Source organism: Qipengyuania sp. L-5Y (assembly GCF_056859455.1).
Genome location: NZ_JBSXOM010000028.1, coordinates 200,515 through 217,285, shown reverse-complemented (window position 1 = coordinate 217,285; position 16,771 = coordinate 200,515). Strand labels below are relative to the sequence as shown.

Annotated in this window: 17 protein-coding genes; 8 read left to right on the top strand and 9 right to left on the bottom strand. The window is 62.3% G+C overall.

The window, feature by feature from the left end:
* Positions 1-57 precede the first annotated feature (57 nt).
* Positions 58-1,017 (top strand): helix-turn-helix domain-containing protein, encoded by a 960-nt coding sequence (locus AC13F2_RS08515; RefSeq protein ID WP_482965097.1) that lies wholly within the window; start codon positions 58-60, stop codon positions 1,015-1,017.
* Here AC13F2_RS08515 and AC13F2_RS08510 read toward each other — a convergent pair.
* Complete coding sequence (locus AC13F2_RS08510) at positions 998-1,933, bottom strand: ribose-phosphate pyrophosphokinase (RefSeq protein ID WP_103024616.1); 936 nt, start codon at positions 1,931-1,933, stop codon at positions 998-1,000. The genes AC13F2_RS08515 and AC13F2_RS08510 overlap by 20 nt on opposite strands.
* 96 nt (positions 1,934-2,029) lie before the next feature.
* A complete protein-coding gene (gene glpX, locus AC13F2_RS08505; RefSeq protein ID WP_103024617.1) occupies positions 2,030-3,004 on the bottom strand; it encodes a class II fructose-bisphosphatase in 975 nt (324 codons plus the stop codon).
* 99 nt (positions 3,005-3,103) lie between these two features.
* Here glpX and AC13F2_RS08500 point away from each other — a divergent pair, with 99 nt between their 5' ends.
* Positions 3,104-3,691 carry a hypothetical protein gene (locus tag AC13F2_RS08500; RefSeq protein WP_482965096.1) on the top strand — a complete coding sequence of 196 codons (588 nt, stop codon included), beginning with the start codon at positions 3,104-3,106 and terminating at the stop codon, positions 3,689-3,691.
* On the opposite strand, the gene AC13F2_RS08495 is transcribed toward AC13F2_RS08500, so the two are convergent.
* Both AC13F2_RS08495 and AC13F2_RS08490 read right to left on the bottom strand, forming a co-directional pair.
* Positions 3,645-4,952, bottom strand: coding sequence for a homoserine dehydrogenase (locus AC13F2_RS08495; protein ID WP_482965095.1), 1,308 nt, complete (start codon positions 4,950-4,952; stop codon positions 3,645-3,647). The two genes, AC13F2_RS08500 and AC13F2_RS08495, sit on opposite strands and share 47 nt — an antisense overlap.
* Before the next feature lie 72 nt (positions 4,953-5,024).
* Complete coding sequence (locus AC13F2_RS08490) at positions 5,025-5,870, bottom strand: hypothetical protein (RefSeq protein WP_482965094.1); 846 nt, start codon at positions 5,868-5,870, stop codon at positions 5,025-5,027.
* Positions 5,871-6,220: 350 nt separating this feature from the next.
* On the opposite strand from AC13F2_RS08490, the gene AC13F2_RS08485 reads away from it, so the two are divergent.
* From AC13F2_RS08485 to AC13F2_RS08470, 4 genes are all read left to right on the top strand, one after another.
* Positions 6,221-6,886, top strand: a complete 666-nt coding sequence (locus AC13F2_RS08485; RefSeq protein ID WP_103024620.1) for a TonB family protein — start codon at positions 6,221-6,223, stop codon at positions 6,884-6,886.
* A 57-nt stretch (positions 6,887-6,943) separates the two neighbouring features.
* Positions 6,944-7,741 carry a MotA/TolQ/ExbB proton channel family protein gene (locus AC13F2_RS08480; protein WP_103024621.1) on the top strand — a complete coding sequence of 266 codons (798 nt, stop codon included), beginning with the start codon at positions 6,944-6,946 and terminating at the stop codon, positions 7,739-7,741.
* 83 nt (positions 7,742-7,824) lie between these two features.
* Positions 7,825-8,355 (top strand): ExbD/TolR family protein, encoded by a 531-nt coding sequence (locus tag AC13F2_RS08475; RefSeq protein ID WP_173830083.1) that lies wholly within the window; start codon positions 7,825-7,827, stop codon positions 8,353-8,355.
* A 38-nt stretch (positions 8,356-8,393) separates the two neighbouring features.
* Positions 8,394-8,831: an ExbD/TolR family protein gene (locus AC13F2_RS08470; protein WP_103024622.1), complete on the top strand. Its 438-nt coding sequence runs from the start codon at positions 8,394-8,396 to the stop codon at positions 8,829-8,831.
* A gap of 100 nt (positions 8,832-8,931) precedes the next feature.
* Here the strand turns inward: AC13F2_RS08470 and AC13F2_RS08465 are convergent, their stop codons facing one another.
* The 5 genes from AC13F2_RS08465 to AC13F2_RS08445 form a co-directional block, all read right to left on the bottom strand.
* Positions 8,932-11,400, bottom strand: coding sequence for a ligase-associated DNA damage response DEXH box helicase (locus tag AC13F2_RS08465; RefSeq protein ID WP_482965159.1), 2,469 nt, complete (start codon positions 11,398-11,400; stop codon positions 8,932-8,934).
* 63 nt (positions 11,401-11,463) lie between these two features.
* A complete protein-coding gene (locus AC13F2_RS08460) occupies positions 11,464-12,309 on the bottom strand; it encodes a DUF2059 domain-containing protein (protein WP_482965093.1) in 846 nt (281 codons plus the stop codon).
* A gap of 28 nt (positions 12,310-12,337) precedes the next feature.
* Positions 12,338-13,741 carry a phosphoglucomutase/phosphomannomutase PgmG gene (pgmG, locus tag AC13F2_RS08455; protein WP_196847344.1) on the bottom strand — a complete coding sequence of 468 codons (1,404 nt, stop codon included), beginning with the start codon at positions 13,739-13,741 and terminating at the stop codon, positions 12,338-12,340.
* Positions 13,738-14,040 (bottom strand): J domain-containing protein, encoded by a 303-nt coding sequence (locus AC13F2_RS08450; protein WP_482965092.1) that lies wholly within the window; start codon positions 14,038-14,040, stop codon positions 13,738-13,740. Before AC13F2_RS08450 ends, pgmG begins: the two co-directional genes overlap by 4 nt.
* The gene (locus AC13F2_RS08445) at positions 14,037-14,846 is read right to left on the bottom strand and encodes a division plane positioning ATPase MipZ (protein ID WP_103024627.1); all 810 of its coding nucleotides are present in this window, start codon (positions 14,844-14,846) and stop codon (positions 14,037-14,039) included. Before AC13F2_RS08445 ends, AC13F2_RS08450 begins: the two co-directional genes overlap by 4 nt.
* 225 nt (positions 14,847-15,071) lie before the next feature.
* On the opposite strand from AC13F2_RS08445, the gene AC13F2_RS08440 reads away from it, so the two are divergent.
* Both AC13F2_RS08440 and panC read left to right on the top strand, forming a co-directional pair.
* Entirely contained in the window at positions 15,072-15,845 is a 774-nt protein-coding gene (locus AC13F2_RS08440) for a CsgG/HfaB family protein (RefSeq protein WP_482965091.1), read from the top strand.
* A 75-nt stretch (positions 15,846-15,920) separates the two neighbouring features.
* Entirely contained in the window at positions 15,921-16,769 is an 849-nt protein-coding gene (gene panC, locus AC13F2_RS08435; RefSeq protein ID WP_482965090.1) for a pantoate--beta-alanine ligase, read from the top strand.
* Positions 16,770-16,771 lie beyond the last annotated feature (2 nt).

The window sequence follows — 16,771 nt, the reverse complement described above, 5'->3', positions numbered from 1 at the left end:
TCAGAAGAAAAACCACAACGATCCGGCAAGGATCGGGGCGACCAGACATGGCAGGGAATGACTTCCACGACCGGCTCGACCCCCGGCGGGATGCCGCTCGCCTATAATCGCGCGCCTTGCGATACACTCAAGCCTTGGATCACCCGATTGGGCGTCACTTCGGTAAACCTGCCGGAGGGAAAGACGATCGAATGCGGCACGTTCGGCGAACAGCCGATCCTGAGAATGATCTTCGGCTCCCAGTGGTCTGCGCACACAGCCGAAGGCTTGCAGACATTCAGTCCGGGCGAACGGGGCCTGGCACTCTATTTCGGACCCTGCACCAAGATGATGCGGCTTACCGCGCATGGGTCCTTCAAGGTGGTCACCGTCAATTTCGCACCCGGTGGCACGCTCGGGCTCGACCTGCCTTCCGTCGAAGAGACGATCGACCGCATCCTTCCCTTCGACCCCTTCGATCGTGCCGCCCGCCCGCACGAAGCCTACATACCCCGCGACGATGCCAAGGCATGGCTGGAGGCAGCCGAAACGCAGTTGTTGACGTCCTTCTCAGCGACTTCCCCGAAACGACCCCACGATCTTCTCGCGGAATTCGAACGGCTGTGCCTGACCGATCCGGGCGCATCGATCGCCGAATTTGCGCATGACAGGGGTATCGCGAGACGGACGCTCGAACGCGTCATCCGCAAGAGCTGGGGGGTCACCCCGCATTTCGCCATGCGCCGGGCGCGGGCGCTCGACATGGCGGCGGCGCTGCTCGAAGTTGCGCTTGAAGAGGACGAGCCGGAAATGCGCCTGCGCTATTTCGACCAGTCCCATGTGACGCGAGAATTGCGCAGCCTGCTGGATACCACGCCCGGGCGCCTCCAGAAGGGAAGTCATCCGCTGCTGCGGATTACCATGGAAATCCGCCAGTCGCGCAGGGTCGAAATTCTGGCTGGAGGTACCAGCGAAAATCCCCGGCCCTGGCGCGATCCGAATGCCGAACCGCGAAGTGTCAATCGAACAGAGAGCTGACCGAACTTTCGTCTGCGATGCGGCGAACGGCCTCGCCGATCAGCGGGGCGATGGTCAGGATGCGGATGCGCTGCGAATCCTTGGCATCATCCGTTGGACGGATCGAATCGGTAATGACCAGTTCTTCCAGCGCCGACCCGTCGACGCGGGCAACTGCACCGCCGGACAGCACCCCATGAGTGATGTAGGCAGTCACGCTCTTAGCGCCCTGATCGAGCAGAGCCTGCGCGGCGTTGCAGAGTGTCCCGCCCGAATCGATGATGTCGTCAATAAGGATACAGTGGCGGCCCGACACGTCGCCGATGATGTTCATCACCTCGCTCTCGCCCGGACGGTCACGGCGCTTGTCGACGATGGCCAGCGGCGCGTTGTCGAGCCGCTTGGCCAGCGCTCGGGCGCGCACCACACCGCCCACGTCGGGCGACACGACCATCAGGTCCTGATCGCCATACCGCGCCTGAATGTCCGCGGCCATGACGGGCGCGGCGAACAGATTGTCGGTCGGGATGTCGAAGAAACCCTGGATCTGGCCAGCGTGCAAATCGACTGCAAGAACGCGGTCGGCGCCTGCCTCGGTGATCAGGTTCGCAACCAGCTTGGCTGAAATCGGGGTTCGTGGCCCCGGTTTACGGTCCTGCCGGGCGTAGCCGAAATAGGGTACGACCGCCGTGATACGCCGCGCCGATGCCCGCTTGAGCGCATCGATGCAGATCAGCAGTTCCATAAGGTTGTCGTTCGCCGGATAGCTCGTCGACTGGACGACGAACACGTCTTCCCCGCGTACGTTCTCGTGGATTTCGACGAAGATTTCCTCGTCGGCGAAGCGGCGCACCTGCGCATCGACAAGCGGCATTTCGAGATAGGCTGCGATCGCACGCGCGAGCGGCAGGTTCGAATTGGCGGCCATGATCTTCATGCGGCGAATCCTTGGGAAAGCTGGCTGAGCGCCCCGCCTAGCCGAGCGTCATGGATATGCAACATGTCAGACGGGCATTTCCCCGCCCGGCGCAGCTTATTTTGCCCGGTGCTCGCCCTTGATCCAGCGCACCGTGCCGGAACTGGCCCGCATCACGACGCTTTCGGTCGTCATGCGGCCGTCACGCAGATATTTCACGCCTTCCAGCAGCGAACCGGAGGTGACGCCCGTAGCGGCAAAGATGCAATCGCCCTTCACCAGCTCGTCACGGGTGTAGATCCGGTCGAGATCGTCGATCCCCCACTTGGCGGCGCGTGCCTTCTCGTCATCGTTGCGGAAAACGAGGCGACCGTTGAACTGGCCACCCACGCAGCGCAGGGCCGCAGCGGCCAGGACACCTTCCGGCGCACCGCCCTGGCCCATGTACATGTCGATGGTCGTATCTTCGTCCGTAACCGCGATCACACCGGCGACATCGCCATCGCCGATCAGCACCACGCCGCAGCCGAGGTCGCGCAGTTCCGCGATGAGATCGGAATGGCGCGGACGATCGAGCACGCAAACGATGATGTCGCCGGGCTCGACACCCTTGGCTGCAGCAACGGCCTTCACGTTTTCGGTCGGCGATTTTGCCAGGTCGATGATCCCCTCTGGATAGCCGGGACCAACGGCCAGCTTGTCCATGTAGACGTCGGGCGCATTGAGCAGGCACCCTTCCTCCGCCGCTGCCAGCACCGCCAGCGCGTTGGGACCGGCCTTGGCGGTAATCGTCGTGCCTTCCAGCGGGTCGAGCGCGATATCGATCTTGGGACCCTTGCCCTGCGCCCCGCCGACCTTTTCGCCGATGAAGAGCATGGGCGCCTCGTCGCGTTCGCCTTCGCCGATGACGACGGTGCCGTCCATGTAAAGCGTGTCGAAGGCCTTGCGCATCGCTTCCACGGCGGCGGCATCGGCAGCCTTCTCGTCGCCGCGGCCGATAAGCCTCGAGGCGGCCACCGCCGCAGCTTCGGTCACGCGGACCATTTCGAGGACGAGGACGCGATCGAGCGGGTTGTCGGCAGGCGAGTTCATAATGGGTTCAGTCCTCGGAAAGCTGGTAGGGCTATGGATGGGCGATCCACCCGCTGGCAAGAATTCGTATGCGCGGCCGGATAGACAGGGAGCTTTGCATTGTCGAGACACTGGCGCGTCGGGCCGTTCATCGTGCTGGGCCTTTTACTGCCCGCCCCGCTTGCCGCGCAGGACGAATCCGGAGAGACGATCGACATTCTCGTCCCTCCCGAAGATTACCTTCCTCCCTCCGAAGATTGCAGTGCCGAGGAGGAGGCCGCGTCGATCTCGGGCGAGATCATCGTGTGCCGCAGGCGCTCGGATGGCGGCGAATACGGCTACGACAAGGAACGGGCCGAACGCGAATATGCTGCCAAGACCATGAACAAGGGTGACCTGCGTACTCCCAATGTCGATGGGCCAGGCATCTTCCAGGGGCCCGCGACGATTGGTGGTGTCTGCGGCATCGGCCTCAACCCCTGTCCGCCCCCGCCTGCCTATCTCATCGACTTCTCGACGCTGCCCGAAGCCCCGCCGGGATCGGATGCAGACCGGATTTCGCGCGGCTTGCCACCCCTGGGCCGCGGTGCCGCAACCACCGAGGCGGAAAGCGCCGCGCGGGCAAAGCAGCTCGGCCTACCCCCCGTGCCGGACAGCAATGTCAGTCCTTCAGAATCGGCATCACCAGAGGCGGAGCCGTCAGACTAGGCGATCCCTCCAGCAGTTCGAGCGCCTTGGTGACGCAACGCTCCGGTCCTTCGTGCGTGACCATCGCCACCAGCACTTCGCCGCCTTCGTGGTCACGCCCGCGCTGGATCAGGCTCTCGATCGAAACTTCCGCATCACGCATCGCCGCGGTAATCTCGGCCAGCACGCCGGGCCGGTCGGTGACGGTAAAGCGGATATAGTCGCGCCCGATGCGCTTGCCCGGATCGGCGGGCGGGAATGTCTCCAGTTCCTCCACCGGAACGGAAAACGGCGCGCCCAGATCTCCCCGCGCAATGTCGATCAGATCGGCGACGACCGCGCTGGCGGTCGGCCCGGCCCCGGCACCGGCGCCCTGAAACAGCAGGCGGCCCGAGAAATTACCTTCCGCCACCACGGCATTGGTCGGGCCCGTCACGGCGGCAAGCGGATGGCCGCGGGCCACCAGGCACGGGCGAACCCGTTGCAGCAAGGCCGGCGTGCCGTCGCTTTCGTCGATGGAAGCGATGCCGACCAGCCGGACGACATAGCCCAGCGTCCCAGCCTGCGTGATGTCCGCCGCACGCACTTCGCCGATACCGGTCGCATCGACATTGGCGAAATCGACCCGCGCGCCAAAGCCGATGGCCGACAGGATGGCCAGCTTGTGCGCGGCATCGACACCCTCGATGTCGAATGTGGGGTCGGCCTCGGCAAAACCCTTCGCCTGCGCTTCCGCCAGCATGGCGTCGAAGTCGGCGCCCGTCCGCTCCATTTCCGACAGGATGTAATTACAGGTGCCGTTGAGAATACCGTAGATCCGCTCGATACGGTTGGCCGCCGCTCCTTCGCGCAGGCCCTTCACCACCGGTATGCCGCCGGCAACCGCGGCCTCGAATTTCAGCGGCACGCCGCGCAGGGCGGCCTGTTCCGCCAGCGACAGGCCGTGATGCGCGATCATCGCCTTGTTCGCCGTCACGAAAGCCTTGCCCTCGTCCAGCGCCGCCCGCGCCAGCGTCAGCGCGGGTCCGTCCGAGCCACCGACCAGTTCGAGCACGACATCCACATCCGCCCGGGCGGCCATCGCCTGCATGTCGTCGACCCAGGCGAAAGGCGACAGGTCCACGCCGCGGTCGCGCATGCGGTCGCGGGCATTGACCGCAACGATCTGAAGCGCCCGCCCCGCGCGGCGTTCGATCGTCGAACGGTTGGTTTCGAGCAGCTCGATCACGCCGGTGCCGACAGTGCCGAGCCCGGCGAGGGCTATGCGTAAAGGATCAGACATGCCCGCTCGCCTAGCGCAGCATGCCTGTCAGTTGGAACCAGTTTGTCTTGGAAAGGGTGAAGCCGGGCCTGTTCAGCCGCGGGTCCGCTCGCATTTCCCGAGCGCCTGGCGCACCAGCGCATAGTCCGCCGCCGCAATTTCCCGCGACCGCGGGTCCTGCGACAGATTGGCATTGGTCGGCAGGGTCTCCGGCAGTGCGCAGGCCAGCTGGTACCATTCCAGCGTATTGCGCTGCGGGGCGGTGGCGGACTGATCGACGATCTCGGTCCACGACACGCCCCAGCGCGGCTCCTGACCCGGGCGGCGCACGATCGTCACCGATACCGGACCGTCGTTCTCCGTATCGAGGAACAGCTGCGTTTCCGATTCCCCCACCAGCGTGCCCTGCACCGCCAGCGCGTCGCGGATCCCCGTTACTTTCGGCGGCGCATCCTGCGACAGCAGGGACGAGAGCACCGGCCGTAGCCGGGTCTCGAACGCCTCGCTGTAAGGGAACTGGGCCTGCGGATCGATCAGCTGGATCTGATCGGCATGTCCCGGCACGGGCCGCGCGAACAGAATGACATCCTGCTTCTTCAGCTTGGGCGCCTTGCCTTTAGCCGTCATGGGCACGTCGACGAGATAGCGCAGGGACTCGCCTACCGGAGTCGTGCCCGCGATCAGCGCAGACGTGCGCGCCTCGACGTAAAGCCTTACGAAACCCGGGGCGAGACCCGGGGAGCGTTCCCGCTCGACAGTAGCCTGATTGCGGATCTCCGCACGCACCACCAGAGGAGCCGTGTCGGCCAGATCGACCAGATCGGCATAGGTCAGCGCAGGCGCTGTCCCCGCCGCCTGCTGAGCACCCGCTGCGGATGGCACCATCGCCAGCGCCGCACAGGCGAGGAGCAGGCGTGAAGGCACTCGGGAATTCGACATGGGCAAGAATCTTTCTTTTGATGCGTCGGTGCTCGCGATTCGGAAAACCACCGGGGCCATTCAGGGTTCCTTCCCGGGAAGCACTGAATCCGCGGTTAACCGATAAAGCGTTTGCGGAGGGGGGGCTCCTTGGGTAAGGATCGCCCCGGACCCGAGTAAATGATACATTGTTGCTTGGGGGGAGGCGTCCGGGTTCTTATCGGGAACTTCGGTGCGTCTTTGCCGCTTGGCATTTCGTGCCCAGGTGGCGCAAACGCCTTAACGGCACCCATTTCTTGCCATTCAGGCGGGTCGCAATGGGTGTCAATCTGCCCCGGGTTACCGGGGCGCCGATGGAGTGATGCAACCGAATGGCTTATGCTGACCAACAGATGAGCGGCAATCGCGTCGTCGCGATCATCATTGTTGCCCTCATCCATATCGCTCTCGGTTACGCCCTCATCACCGGCCTCGCATATAATGCGGTCCAGCAGGTGGTCGAGCGTGTGACTACGATCGATATCGAGGAACCCCCGCCGCCCGAAGAAGAACCGCCGCCGCCGCCGCCGGAAGATATTCCGGATACGCCGCCGCCGCCGGTCGCACCGCCGCCGCCGATCAATATCGCGCCGGCTCCGCCTCCGATCCGGACGCAACAGACGATTCCGCCGCCGGCACCCCCGCGGCTCGTCATTCCGCCGCCGGCACCCCCGGCACCGCCGCCACCGCCGGCCGTTGACCGGACTTCCGGTGCTACCCCACGGGGTCAGTCTGGTTGGGCGCGCCGCATTCAGAGCAACTACCCTCGTCGTGCCGAACGTGAAGGCACCGAAGGCTCTGTGGGCGTAACAGTGACCATCAGCCCTGATGGCCGCGTATCATCCTGCAGTGTTTCGCGTTCGAGCGGATCGAGTGATCTCGATGCGGCAGCGTGTGACGGGATGACGCGTTATGCTCGTTACAACCCCGCCACCAATGCGGCAGGCGATCCCGTGCAGGACACGGTATCGACCACCATCGTCTATCAGCTGAATTAATTATCCCGCGCCTGCTGCGGCGGGCGGATATCGGAATTTTCAAAAGGATTATTCGTTATGACCTTCGAACTTCTTGCTGCTGCGGGTGAAGCAGCGCCGCAGAACTCCTTTGGCTTCATGGAAGCCATGGAACAGGGCGGCATCATTGCCTGGTCGATCCTCGCCGTTCTGGTGATCATGTCGGTCGGCTCGTTCTACATTCTCTTCACCAAGCTGCTCGAACAGCGCAAGGTGATGAGCCAGTACAAGGCCGTGCGTACCAACTTCTGGAAGGCCAACAGCCTTCGTGACGGCGCTACCAAGCTCGACAAGAACAGCGCATGGCGCCAGCTCGTCGACGATGCGATCCTCGCAGAAGATCAGCACGCCAAGATGACCGACAAGCTCGAAGCCCACGACTGGATGCACGGCTCGCTCGCGCGTTCGGAAGACACCATCAACTCCAAGCTTGCTGGTGGCCTGCCGTTCCTCGCAACGGTCGGTGCAACCGCACCGTTCGTCGGACTGCTCGGTACGGTTATCGGTATCTACCGCGCCCTGATCAACATCGGCATCGCCGGTTCGGCTTCGATCGACAAGGTCGCAGGCCCGGTTGGTGAAGCACTGATCATGACCGCCATCGGTCTTCTGGTCGCGGTTCCGGCCGTGTTCGCCTACAACTGGCTCCAGGGTCGTAACAAGCGCATCGCTGAAATGCTCGGCGCCTTCACGACCGACCTGCTTGCCTACATCAACTCGAACGGCACGGTGAAGCCGGCTGCCCTGACCGCTACGTCGACGCAGCAGGCCGCCAAGGCTGCTCGTACGGCACCGGCAGGCGCGACCACCACGACCACGACTACGGTCAAGAAGTAATCGATCGGAACCCGGGGGCGGCTTCGGCCGTCCCCGACACCCTCGCATCGAACCCAAGAATTTCGAACGTTAGGAACTGAACCATGGCGATTTCGACAGGAGGTGGCGGCAATGCGCCCATGTCGGACATCAACACCACGCCACTCGTGGACGTGATGCTGGTGCTTCTGATCATCTTCCTCATCGCGGTTCCGGTCGCGATCCAGACCATCGAGAAGCTGGAAATTCCGGTTTTCGAATCGGTCGAATCTCAGGACAAGGTCGAAAACCTTCTCCTGACCGTCAGCACCAGTGACGATAACGGTGTTAGCGCCGGCGAACCCGGCTTCCAGGGCGCATCGCGCAATGGCGAATGCCGGGTATATTTCAACAACACCACCGCGGTGACGTCGGAAGAACTGTACGATCGGGCCTTTGAACGCCTCGACAACATCGTGCAGCGCGCCGGCGGTCCCGAAGTGATCATGAACGACCCGGAAAAGATTCCGCAGGTCCATATTCGTGGTGACGTCAATGCTCCGTGGTCGTGCGTTGCAGGTGCCATCTACAACGTCCAGGCGGCGGGTTATCCCACCGTCGGCTTCATCTCGAACCCGGTCGACCCCAACGGTTGATCGTGCGTTTCGCCAAGCAGATTAGGGAGTAATCCACTATGGCAATGTCAGGCGGTAGCGATGATGGCGCCCCGATGATGGAAATGAACATGACGCCGTTGATCGACGTCCTGCTCGTTCTCCTCATCATGTTCATCATCACCATCCCGGTCGCAACCCACTCGGTTGACATCGACCTTCCGGCACCCAGCCAAACCCCGCCCGACGTCACTGTCGAGCCGGACAAGAACAAGCTGGTGCTGACGGCAACCGACGAAATCCTGTGGAACGGCAATTCCATCGATCAGGGCCAGCTGCGTACGCTGCTCGATCAGTCGACACAGATGGCTGTCGAACCGGAACTGCAGTTCGAACCCGAACCCCTCGCCAGCTACGACCTTTCCGCAAAGGTCCTGCAGCTGATCAAGGTGAGCGGCGTGACCAAGTTCGGCTTCGTCGGTAACGAACGTTACAGGACATTCGGAAAGGCCGGTTGATCCAGCGGAACGTCGATAGAATACTCGGAAAGGGGCGGAGCGATCCGCCCCTTTCTTTTTATGCGGTGCCGAACATTGGCTGGCATTCACCCAATGCCGCTCAGTCGGCAGGCAAATCCACCTCGTCCACCCGCATGGCTGCACCGGCAAGGCTTTCCGCCTCCAGTAACAGCTCGTCGTCGACCGAACCCTGCGGCGTCGCCTCGCGGCCGATCATGACCATGACCGGCACTGCAAGCGGGCTCACCCGGTCGAGCTCGACATGCACCAGCTGTTCGGCGGAACGGTCCAGCAGATCACCCAGTCGCCCGACATCTGTCAGCCGGGTTCGCGCATCCGCCCACGCCGCTTCGAGAAGAACGTGGTCCGGCTCGTATTTGCGTAGGACGTCGTAGATCAGGTCGGTCGAGAAGGTGACCTGCTTGCCGGTCTTGCGCTTTCCCGGATGCTGGCGCTCCACCAGCCCGCCGATAACGGCAACCTCACGAAACGCGCGGCGAAGCAGGTGCGAATTCTGCACCCATTCGATGAATTCATCCTGCAGGATGTCGGGCGACAGCAAGGGGGCCGGATCCTGCACTGGCTTCAGGCCCCATACGGCGAGCGAATAATCGTTTGCGACGAACCCGCCCGGCATCAGGCCCCGTTCTTCCATTCGCCGCGTGATCAGCATTCCCAGGCTCTGGTTCGCGTTCCAGCCTTCGAAAGTGTAATAGACGCTGTAATGGCGCTTCGCGTGTGGGAAGCTTTCCACTAGCAACTGCCCCGGTCCGGGCATCTGCGAGCGCCAGTCCTGCACTTCCAGCCATTCGCGTACGTCGTCGGGAAAGCGCGCCCAGCCGGCGCGATCGACAAGCATCGTGCGTACCCGGTCGGCAAGATGCGTCGTCAGCGGCAGTCGCGCACCGCCGTAGCTGGGGATCATGGCGCTGGCCTTGGCTGCCTTCACGACGACCTCCATGTCCTGCACCTTGATCACCTCGAGGCTCATCCCCGCAAACGCGAAGGTATCGCCGGGGCTTAGCGATGCGGCAAAGCGCTCCTCGACCTTGCCGAGAGACCGTCCGCCGCGCCCTCGCCCCGCGCTAATGCGTACATCGAGCATTTCCGCATCGATGATGATCCCGGCGTTCATGCGGTGGCGCTGTGCCTGCTCGGGGTGGCTCAGGCGCCAGACGCCGTCGGCGTCGCGGACGATGCGCTTGAACTTGTCGTAGGCCTTCAGGGCATATCCGCCGGTTTCCACGAAAGAGAGGACACGCTCCCAGATCTCTTCGTCCAGCCAGGCATAGGAAAGGCTCGAGCGGACTTCCGCCAGCAGCTCGGCTTCCTGAAACGGTGCCGCGCAGGCGCAGGCCATCACGTGCTGGGCCAGCACGTCGAGCCCGCCGGGCCTGAATTCCTCGCCGTCGCGCTTGCCCTCGTCGACCGCCTCCTTCGCGGCCGTTGCCTCGAGGAATTCGAACCGGTTGCCCGGCACGAGCAAGGCGCGACTGGGCTGATCGAGCCTGTGGTTGGCCCGCCCGATGCGCTGCAGCAGGCGCGACGATCCCTTCGGTGCCCCCATCTGCACCACCAGATCGATATCGCCCCAGTCGACCCCCAGATCGAGGCTGGCGGTCGCCACCAGCGCGCGCAGTTCGCCCCGCGCCATCGCTCCCTCCACCTTTCGCCGCGCTTCCTTGCTTAGCGAGCCGTGATGGACGCCGATCGGTAGGTTTTCCTCATTCACTTCCCACAAATTCTGGAAGATGTACTCGGCGAGGAACCGCGTGTTGGTGAAGATCAGCGTCGTCCTGTTGGCCCTGATCTGTTCGTACAGCTGCGGTATGGCCCAGGTCGCCGCATGCCCGCCCCATGGCACGCGCTCCTCGTCCGGCAGTAGGATCTCGACCTCCGCCCGTGCCCCGGCCTCGCCCTCGACCAACCGGACAGTGTCGATATCCCCCCACGGCGCCAGCCATTCGCGAAACCCTTCCGGATTGGCCAGCGTTGCCGACAGCGCCGCTCGCCGCATGCCCGGCGCAATCGCCTGTAGCCGCGCCAGCGCCAAGGCGAGCAGATCGCCCCGCTTGCCCGTCGCGAACGCATGTACTTCATCAATCACCACCCGCTTCAGCCCGCGGAACAGTTCGAAGCTGTCGGGATAGGAAAGCAGCAGAGACAGGCTTTCCGGTGTCGTCAGCAGGACGTGCGGTGGCCGTGTCCGCTGGCGCTTCTTGCGGTCGGAAGGCGTATCTCCGCTACGGGTTTCGACCCGGATTGGCAGGTCGAGCTCTTCGATCGGCGTCAGAAGATTGCGCTGCACGTCATGTGCCAATGCCTTGAGCGGGGACACATAAAGGGTGTGCAAACCCTCGGGTGGCTTATCACCATCGAGGCGCGAGGGCGTGAAATCGGCCAGCGTCGGGAGAAAACCCGCGAGAGTCTTCCCAGCCCCGGTGTCGGCCACCAGCAAGGCGTGCCGGTCGGCATCGCTGGCGCCCAGCATATCAATCTGATGGCGCCTGACACGCCAGCCGCGTCCGGCAAACCAACCTTCCAGTTCTGGCGGCACAACGGACTGCATCACGACAGAAGCGATGGAGCCGTGGGTTCGGTTCCGCCCCCGCGCAGTTGCCGCGTGTCCACTCTACATTTCTGGGTCGAGGGCCGTTTCATCCATAGGCTTGGGCGGCTTTACGATTTCGCCCAAGCTATCCGCATCCACATCCAGAAGTTCAGCCAGCCGGCTCCGTTCGGCGGAGGTAAGATCCGCATACGCACGTTCGGCGGGGAGCGAACCCATCGCTTCTTTCATCGACGATTCCATGTCTCCGAATCCGCTCATCATGGCGGGCAATGCCTGCATGCTGGCCTGCATCACCTGTGGATCGGAGAACAACGCCATCGATTCTTTCGCATAAACGCCGCCGGTAGGTGTGGCGAAAAATGCAGAAATGTCGTTCAACTGGTTCTCGTCGAACCGCACGGCATAGGCTTTGGAAAGGCCGTCCCGCATCGGACCTTCCATTGCCGAGAACATGCCACCCATCTTGCCGGTCAGGACGTCCAAGATGACATCGACGCGCTGATCATACGCAGGGTCGAGCATGGACAGTATCTCGACCTGCTCAGTCTCGCCAAGCTGCGCGATCGCCTCCTGTTCGACCTCGAGCCGTGAGGCCAGGATGAATTCCGGTGTCGCGAACATGGAGACCACCGGACGTACCATCTTGTCCATCATGTCGCCCATCATCTTGCCATAGAAGCCTTCGGGCATCATCTGGCCAACGACTGCCTCTGCCATGGGCAGCCGCGATTGCTGCTCTGAAGTTAGGGGCTCGGTTTGAAAGAGGCCGGCCATCAGACCCGCGAATTCTTCCATCCTCTCAGGCGTTGAACTTGCGGACTCCTCGCTGTCCACATCTTGTGCAAACAGCGGGTTCGCAGCAGCAAGTGCTGCGATCGCTATCGTTGTCCTGACCAATTTTCGCATCACTTCCCTCCCTGATGTTACCGCTGGATCAATGGCCGGCCTGTGGCCCCCGCTGAAGACCGGACGCTTCAAGCTGCGCATCGATCTGTGCAACAAGTCGGTCCAGGCCTTCCTGGCTTTCGCTTTCGGCGCGAGCGACAAGGACATCCTGCGTGTTCGAAGCCCGTAGCAGCCACCAGCCATCGTCGGTCGTTACCCGCACACCATCGGTGGTGTCGGCAACCGCATCGCTCGCAGCGATCCTACCGGCGATCTCTTCGATCGCAGCGAACTTGCGGCTCTCATCGACCTGAAACCGCATTTCAGGCGTGTTGACCATAGGCGGCATCGCTCCGCGCAACTGGGTAACCGATCGGCCAAGCCGCGCTGCCGCGGTCATCAGTCGGACACCCGCATAGAGTGCATCGTCATACCCGTAATACTCGTCCGCGAAGAAGACATGCCCGCTCATTTCGCCTGCGAGCGGCGAACCTGTTTCCTTCATCTTGGATTTTATCAGAGAATGGCCGGTCTTCCACATTACGGGATTGCCGCCATGTGTTGCCACGTGATCGAACAGCGCTCGGCTGGCCTTCACATCGGCAATGATCGTCGCGCCCTTCGTCCGTGCCAGCAGGTCTTCCGCGTAGATCATGAGCAACTGATCGCCCCAGATTACGCGCCCCTCGCCATCGATTGCACCGATGCGATCTCCATCCCCGTCGAACGCCACACCAAAATCGAGCGACTTGTCGGCGACAAGCTTTCGCAGGTCCTCGAGATTTTCCTCTACCGTCGGGTCGGGGTGGTGATTGGGGAAATTCCCATCGACCTCGGTAAACAAGAGGTGATGTTCGCCCGGAAGCCGCGCCGTCAGTTTTTCAAGAGCGGGGCCGGCAGCGCCATTGCCTGCGTCCCACCCGACCTTGAGACTGTCCAGCACACCTGGTTCAACGCCGTTGAGTGCCTCGATCATACGTTCGATATACGCGTCGATTACGTCGCGACTTTCAACTTCGCCCGATCCGTCGGCCCATTCGCCTTCTGCGCCGCGGCGGCCCAGCTCCTGGATATCTGCGCCGAAGAACGGCCGACCCTGGAACACCATTTTGAAACCGTTGTAATTTGCCGGGTTGTGGCTGCCGGTGATCTGGATGCCGCCATCGACATCATCGGCGGAAGCTTCCGCATAATATAGCATCGGTGTCGGCCCCATGCCGATCCGGACGACGTCCATGCCCGATGCGGTCAGTCCCTCGATCAAAGCGTGTTCGAGCAAAGGCGAACTGACCCGACCATCATATCCGACGGCAACCTTGCTCCCACCCGCCTCAGCAAGCATGGTTGCAAACCCGCGACCGATTGCCCGCGCATCGTCCGGGCCCAAGGTCTCCCCGATAATGCCGCGAATGTCATACTCGCGCAGAACGGTGGGATCGAAAGCATGGCTCATTCTGGACGCTCCGGTTTTTCGTGCATTGTGTCACTTAGCAATAAGTCGCGGGCAGCGTTGAGTTCCTGCATTGCCGCGTTCGAACCGCCTCTGTCGGGATGTATCATGGCAGTTCTGCGACGATGCGCCTCGCGTATTTCGCGGCGATCGGCCCCCACACCTACGCCCAAGAGCGAACGCGCTTTTTCTATACCGATCTGATTGGCTGGCTTTGCCTGGAGGTATTCCCATGGCCATTTTCCGAATATCCAGCGACATGCAACCGAAAGCAGCACCAAAAGCGCTATGAGCCGGATCACTGCGTGCCGCCTTCGGAATTTTCGTTGCCGCTACCCGGTAAACGCAGACTCGCGACAAGGCCGCGTAGCTCTTGCCGTGCAACAAGGTGGCTGGTGCCAAGATCGCCCAGTTGTCCCTTGTCCAGCAAGGTCAATCCAGAGGGGAAGAGCTCACGATAGACGACGCGTTCTGACAGTCCCTTGGCCACGCGAAAACCAACACGTTTCGCCATTTCGCCCAGGGCCTGCTCGATCCGGGCCATGTTGCGCGCTTCGGTATAACCCGTGCGGTTGCGGACAACGACCCAGTCCATTTGCGCGCGCTGCTGTTCGATCGAGGTCCTGCTGCGCTTCAGCCGCGCTTCCCAGATGAGTTCGGCATAGAAGGACAGCTTCTTTACCTTGAAACTCTCCCCTTCGACCTGACCTATGAGATCGAAATCGACGAAACTGTCGTTCATTGGGGTGACGAGCGTGTCGGCAGTGGTCGCGGAATGCCGGGCCAGCGGGTCGTCACGCCCCGGCGTATCGATGACGATAAAGTCCGCACCGGCCGCCTGCTTTTCGATCAAGGCTTCCATGGCGCCTTCGTCCATATCTTCGACGACATGGCAGCGAGCCGTCGGCAGAGTGATCGAACGACGGCGCATCGTTTCTGCGCGATTTTCGAGATAGCGATGCATCGTCCGCTGCCGATGATCGAGATCGAAAGTGACGACATTGGCGCCCTGAAACGCGAGGGCGACGGCGACATGCACTGCTGTCGTCGATTTGCCCGTTCCGCCTTTTTCATTGGCGAAGACAATGCGATGAGGTTGCGAAACCATCAGGAAAAAGCTGGAAAAATCATGCTGCGCAATTCCCTATCCGCCCCATCACGTGGCGGCAACGCGCCTAGTGCCCGGAAGGCGTTTTTTTCCAGAATGACGCATCCCTACTAGCGCAATGCCGATCATTTGATAATCTTCGCCGATCCGGGTCGCGTGCGACGGGCGAGACACGACAGCAAGTCGGCAGCCGCGCACTGTTTTCACAATGGGGGACCCCGGATTATGAAAAAGGCATTTCTCGCGGCACTAGCCGTACTGTCGATGACCGGCCTGGTGTGCCAGCCCGTTCTGGCACAAGGCAAATCGTCCGGTCGCAAGGCACAGGATCGTGCGGCGACGGAAATTCCACGGTGCACCCGAAATCTCGGTACGATTGCGGTCGTCGAGCCGGACGACAAATGGTGGCGTGAACTGAATCTCGGCAGCCCAGAACAGATCATCCGCGTCTTCGTTCAGCGTTCGGGTTGTTTCACCATGGTCAGCCGAGGTCGTGCGATGCAGAGCCGTGCGATGGAACGGGCATTGCAGGAACAGGGCGAGCTTCAGGACGGACAGAATGTCGGGCTGGGCCAGGTGGTGACTGCCGATTACTTCCTGCAACCCGATATTGTCAGTGCGAACAGCAATTCCGGCGGTGGGGGCGGCGCCTTGGGCGGTGTCGTCGGAGGCCTGTTCGGCCGCGCTGCAGGGGCGCTTGCGGGCGGCATTCGGGTGAAAAAAGGCGAAGCGAACGTCGTGCTGTCGCTCGTCAATGTGCGCACTACTGTCGAAGAGGCGCTGGTCGAAGGGTATTTCCAGAAAAAGGATCTTGGCTGGGCCGTTGGGGGCGGCCTGTTCGGCGGGGGAGGAGGGGCTGCCGGGGGGTTCGGCGGCTACGAAAATACCGCTATCGGCCAGATCATCGTGCTCGCCTATCTCAACGCTTATACCGATATGGTAACCCAATTGGGCGGCCTGCCGCTCGATGCGGCGGCGGCAGCACCCGAGGCGCGCTGAGAAGCACCGGCTTGCAAGTTATGGGGCGGGACGGCACAGGACGCCCGCCCTTTATCGTAACCGGGAGGAGGCTCCTTGCAAACCGTCACCCAATTATCAGATCTGCGTCGTGAAACTGATGCCTTGCAGGCCACCGGTACACTCGCACTGGTGCCGACGATGGGGGCCCTGCACGAAGGCCATCTGACGCTGGTACGAGAGGCTGGCCGGGCGGCCGACCACGTCGCAGTATCGATATTCGTAAACCCTCGGCAATTCGGCGCGAACGAAGATCTGGACGCCTACCCGCGACAGCTTGCGCGAGATGCCGCTTTGCTGAAGGCAGAGGGGGCTTCCTTGCTCTGGGCCCCTCCCCCGGGAGAAGTTTACCCCGAAGGTTATGCGACCAACGTATCGGTTTCAGGTGTTAGCGAAGGCCTCTGTGGGGTCAATCGCCCCGGCCATTTCGATGGTGTCGCGACGGTTGTCTGCAAGCTGTTCAATCAGGTCCGGCCCGACATGGCTTTCTTCGGTGAGAAAGACTGGCAGCAGTTGGCCGTAATACGCCGGATGGCGAGAGACCTGGACCTTACCCGCCCCCATGTCGATGCGATCCACGGCGTCGCAATCGTGCGAGAAGACGATGGACTCGCGATGAGCAGTCGCAACGCCTATCTCTCCCGCGAGAATCGCGCCATCGCCGCAACTCTGCCGCAAGAGATGCGCTTGGCAATCGAGCGCATCGGCGCAGGTGATGCGACCGGGTCTGTTCTCGAAGCCTTTCGTGACCGGCTGCTCGATGCAGGGTTCGATTCGATCGATTACGCCGAAATTCGCGATGGCCGCGACCTTGCCCCTGCGAGTGAGCCTGGTCCGGGCGACCGATTTTTCGTAGCTGCACGAATCGGCGGGACGCGGCTGATTGACAATATGCCGGTTGCATGAAG

Bases quoted from the DNA above. Each gene is read 5' to 3' on its own strand.
- AC13F2_RS08515 (WP_482965097.1), top strand. From the start codon at position 58: ATGACTTCCACGACCGGCTCGACCCCCGGCGGGATGCCGCTCGCCTAT.
- AC13F2_RS08510 (WP_103024616.1), bottom strand. From the start codon at position 1,933: ATGAAGATCATGGCCGCCAATTCGAACCTGCCGCTCGCGCGTGCGATC.
- glpX (WP_103024617.1), bottom strand. From the start codon at position 3,004: ATGAACTCGCCTGCCGACAACCCGCTCGATCGCGTCCTCGTCCTCGAA.
- AC13F2_RS08495 (WP_482965095.1), bottom strand. From the start codon at position 4,952: ATGTCTGATCCTTTACGCATAGCCCTCGCCGGGCTCGGCACTGTCGGC.
- AC13F2_RS08490 (WP_482965094.1), bottom strand. From the start codon at position 5,870: ATGTCGAATTCCCGAGTGCCTTCACGCCTGCTCCTCGCCTGTGCGGCG.
- AC13F2_RS08485 (WP_103024620.1), top strand. From the start codon at position 6,221: ATGGCTTATGCTGACCAACAGATGAGCGGCAATCGCGTCGTCGCGATC.
- AC13F2_RS08480 (WP_103024621.1), top strand. From the start codon at position 6,944: ATGACCTTCGAACTTCTTGCTGCTGCGGGTGAAGCAGCGCCGCAGAAC.
- AC13F2_RS08475 (WP_173830083.1), top strand. From the start codon at position 7,825: ATGGCGATTTCGACAGGAGGTGGCGGCAATGCGCCCATGTCGGACATC.
- AC13F2_RS08470 (WP_103024622.1), top strand. From the start codon at position 8,394: ATGGCAATGTCAGGCGGTAGCGATGATGGCGCCCCGATGATGGAAATG.
- AC13F2_RS08465 (WP_482965159.1), bottom strand. From the start codon at position 11,400: ATGCAGTCCGTTGTGCCGCCAGAACTGGAAGGTTGGTTTGCCGGACGC.
- AC13F2_RS08460 (WP_482965093.1), bottom strand. From the start codon at position 12,309: ATGCGAAAATTGGTCAGGACAACGATAGCGATCGCAGCACTTGCTGCT.
- pgmG (WP_196847344.1), bottom strand. From the start codon at position 13,741: ATGAGCCATGCTTTCGATCCCACCGTTCTGCGCGAGTATGACATTCGC.
- AC13F2_RS08445 (WP_103024627.1), bottom strand. From the start codon at position 14,846: ATGGTTTCGCAACCTCATCGCATTGTCTTCGCCAATGAAAAAGGCGGA.
- AC13F2_RS08440 (WP_482965091.1), top strand. From the start codon at position 15,072: ATGAAAAAGGCATTTCTCGCGGCACTAGCCGTACTGTCGATGACCGGC.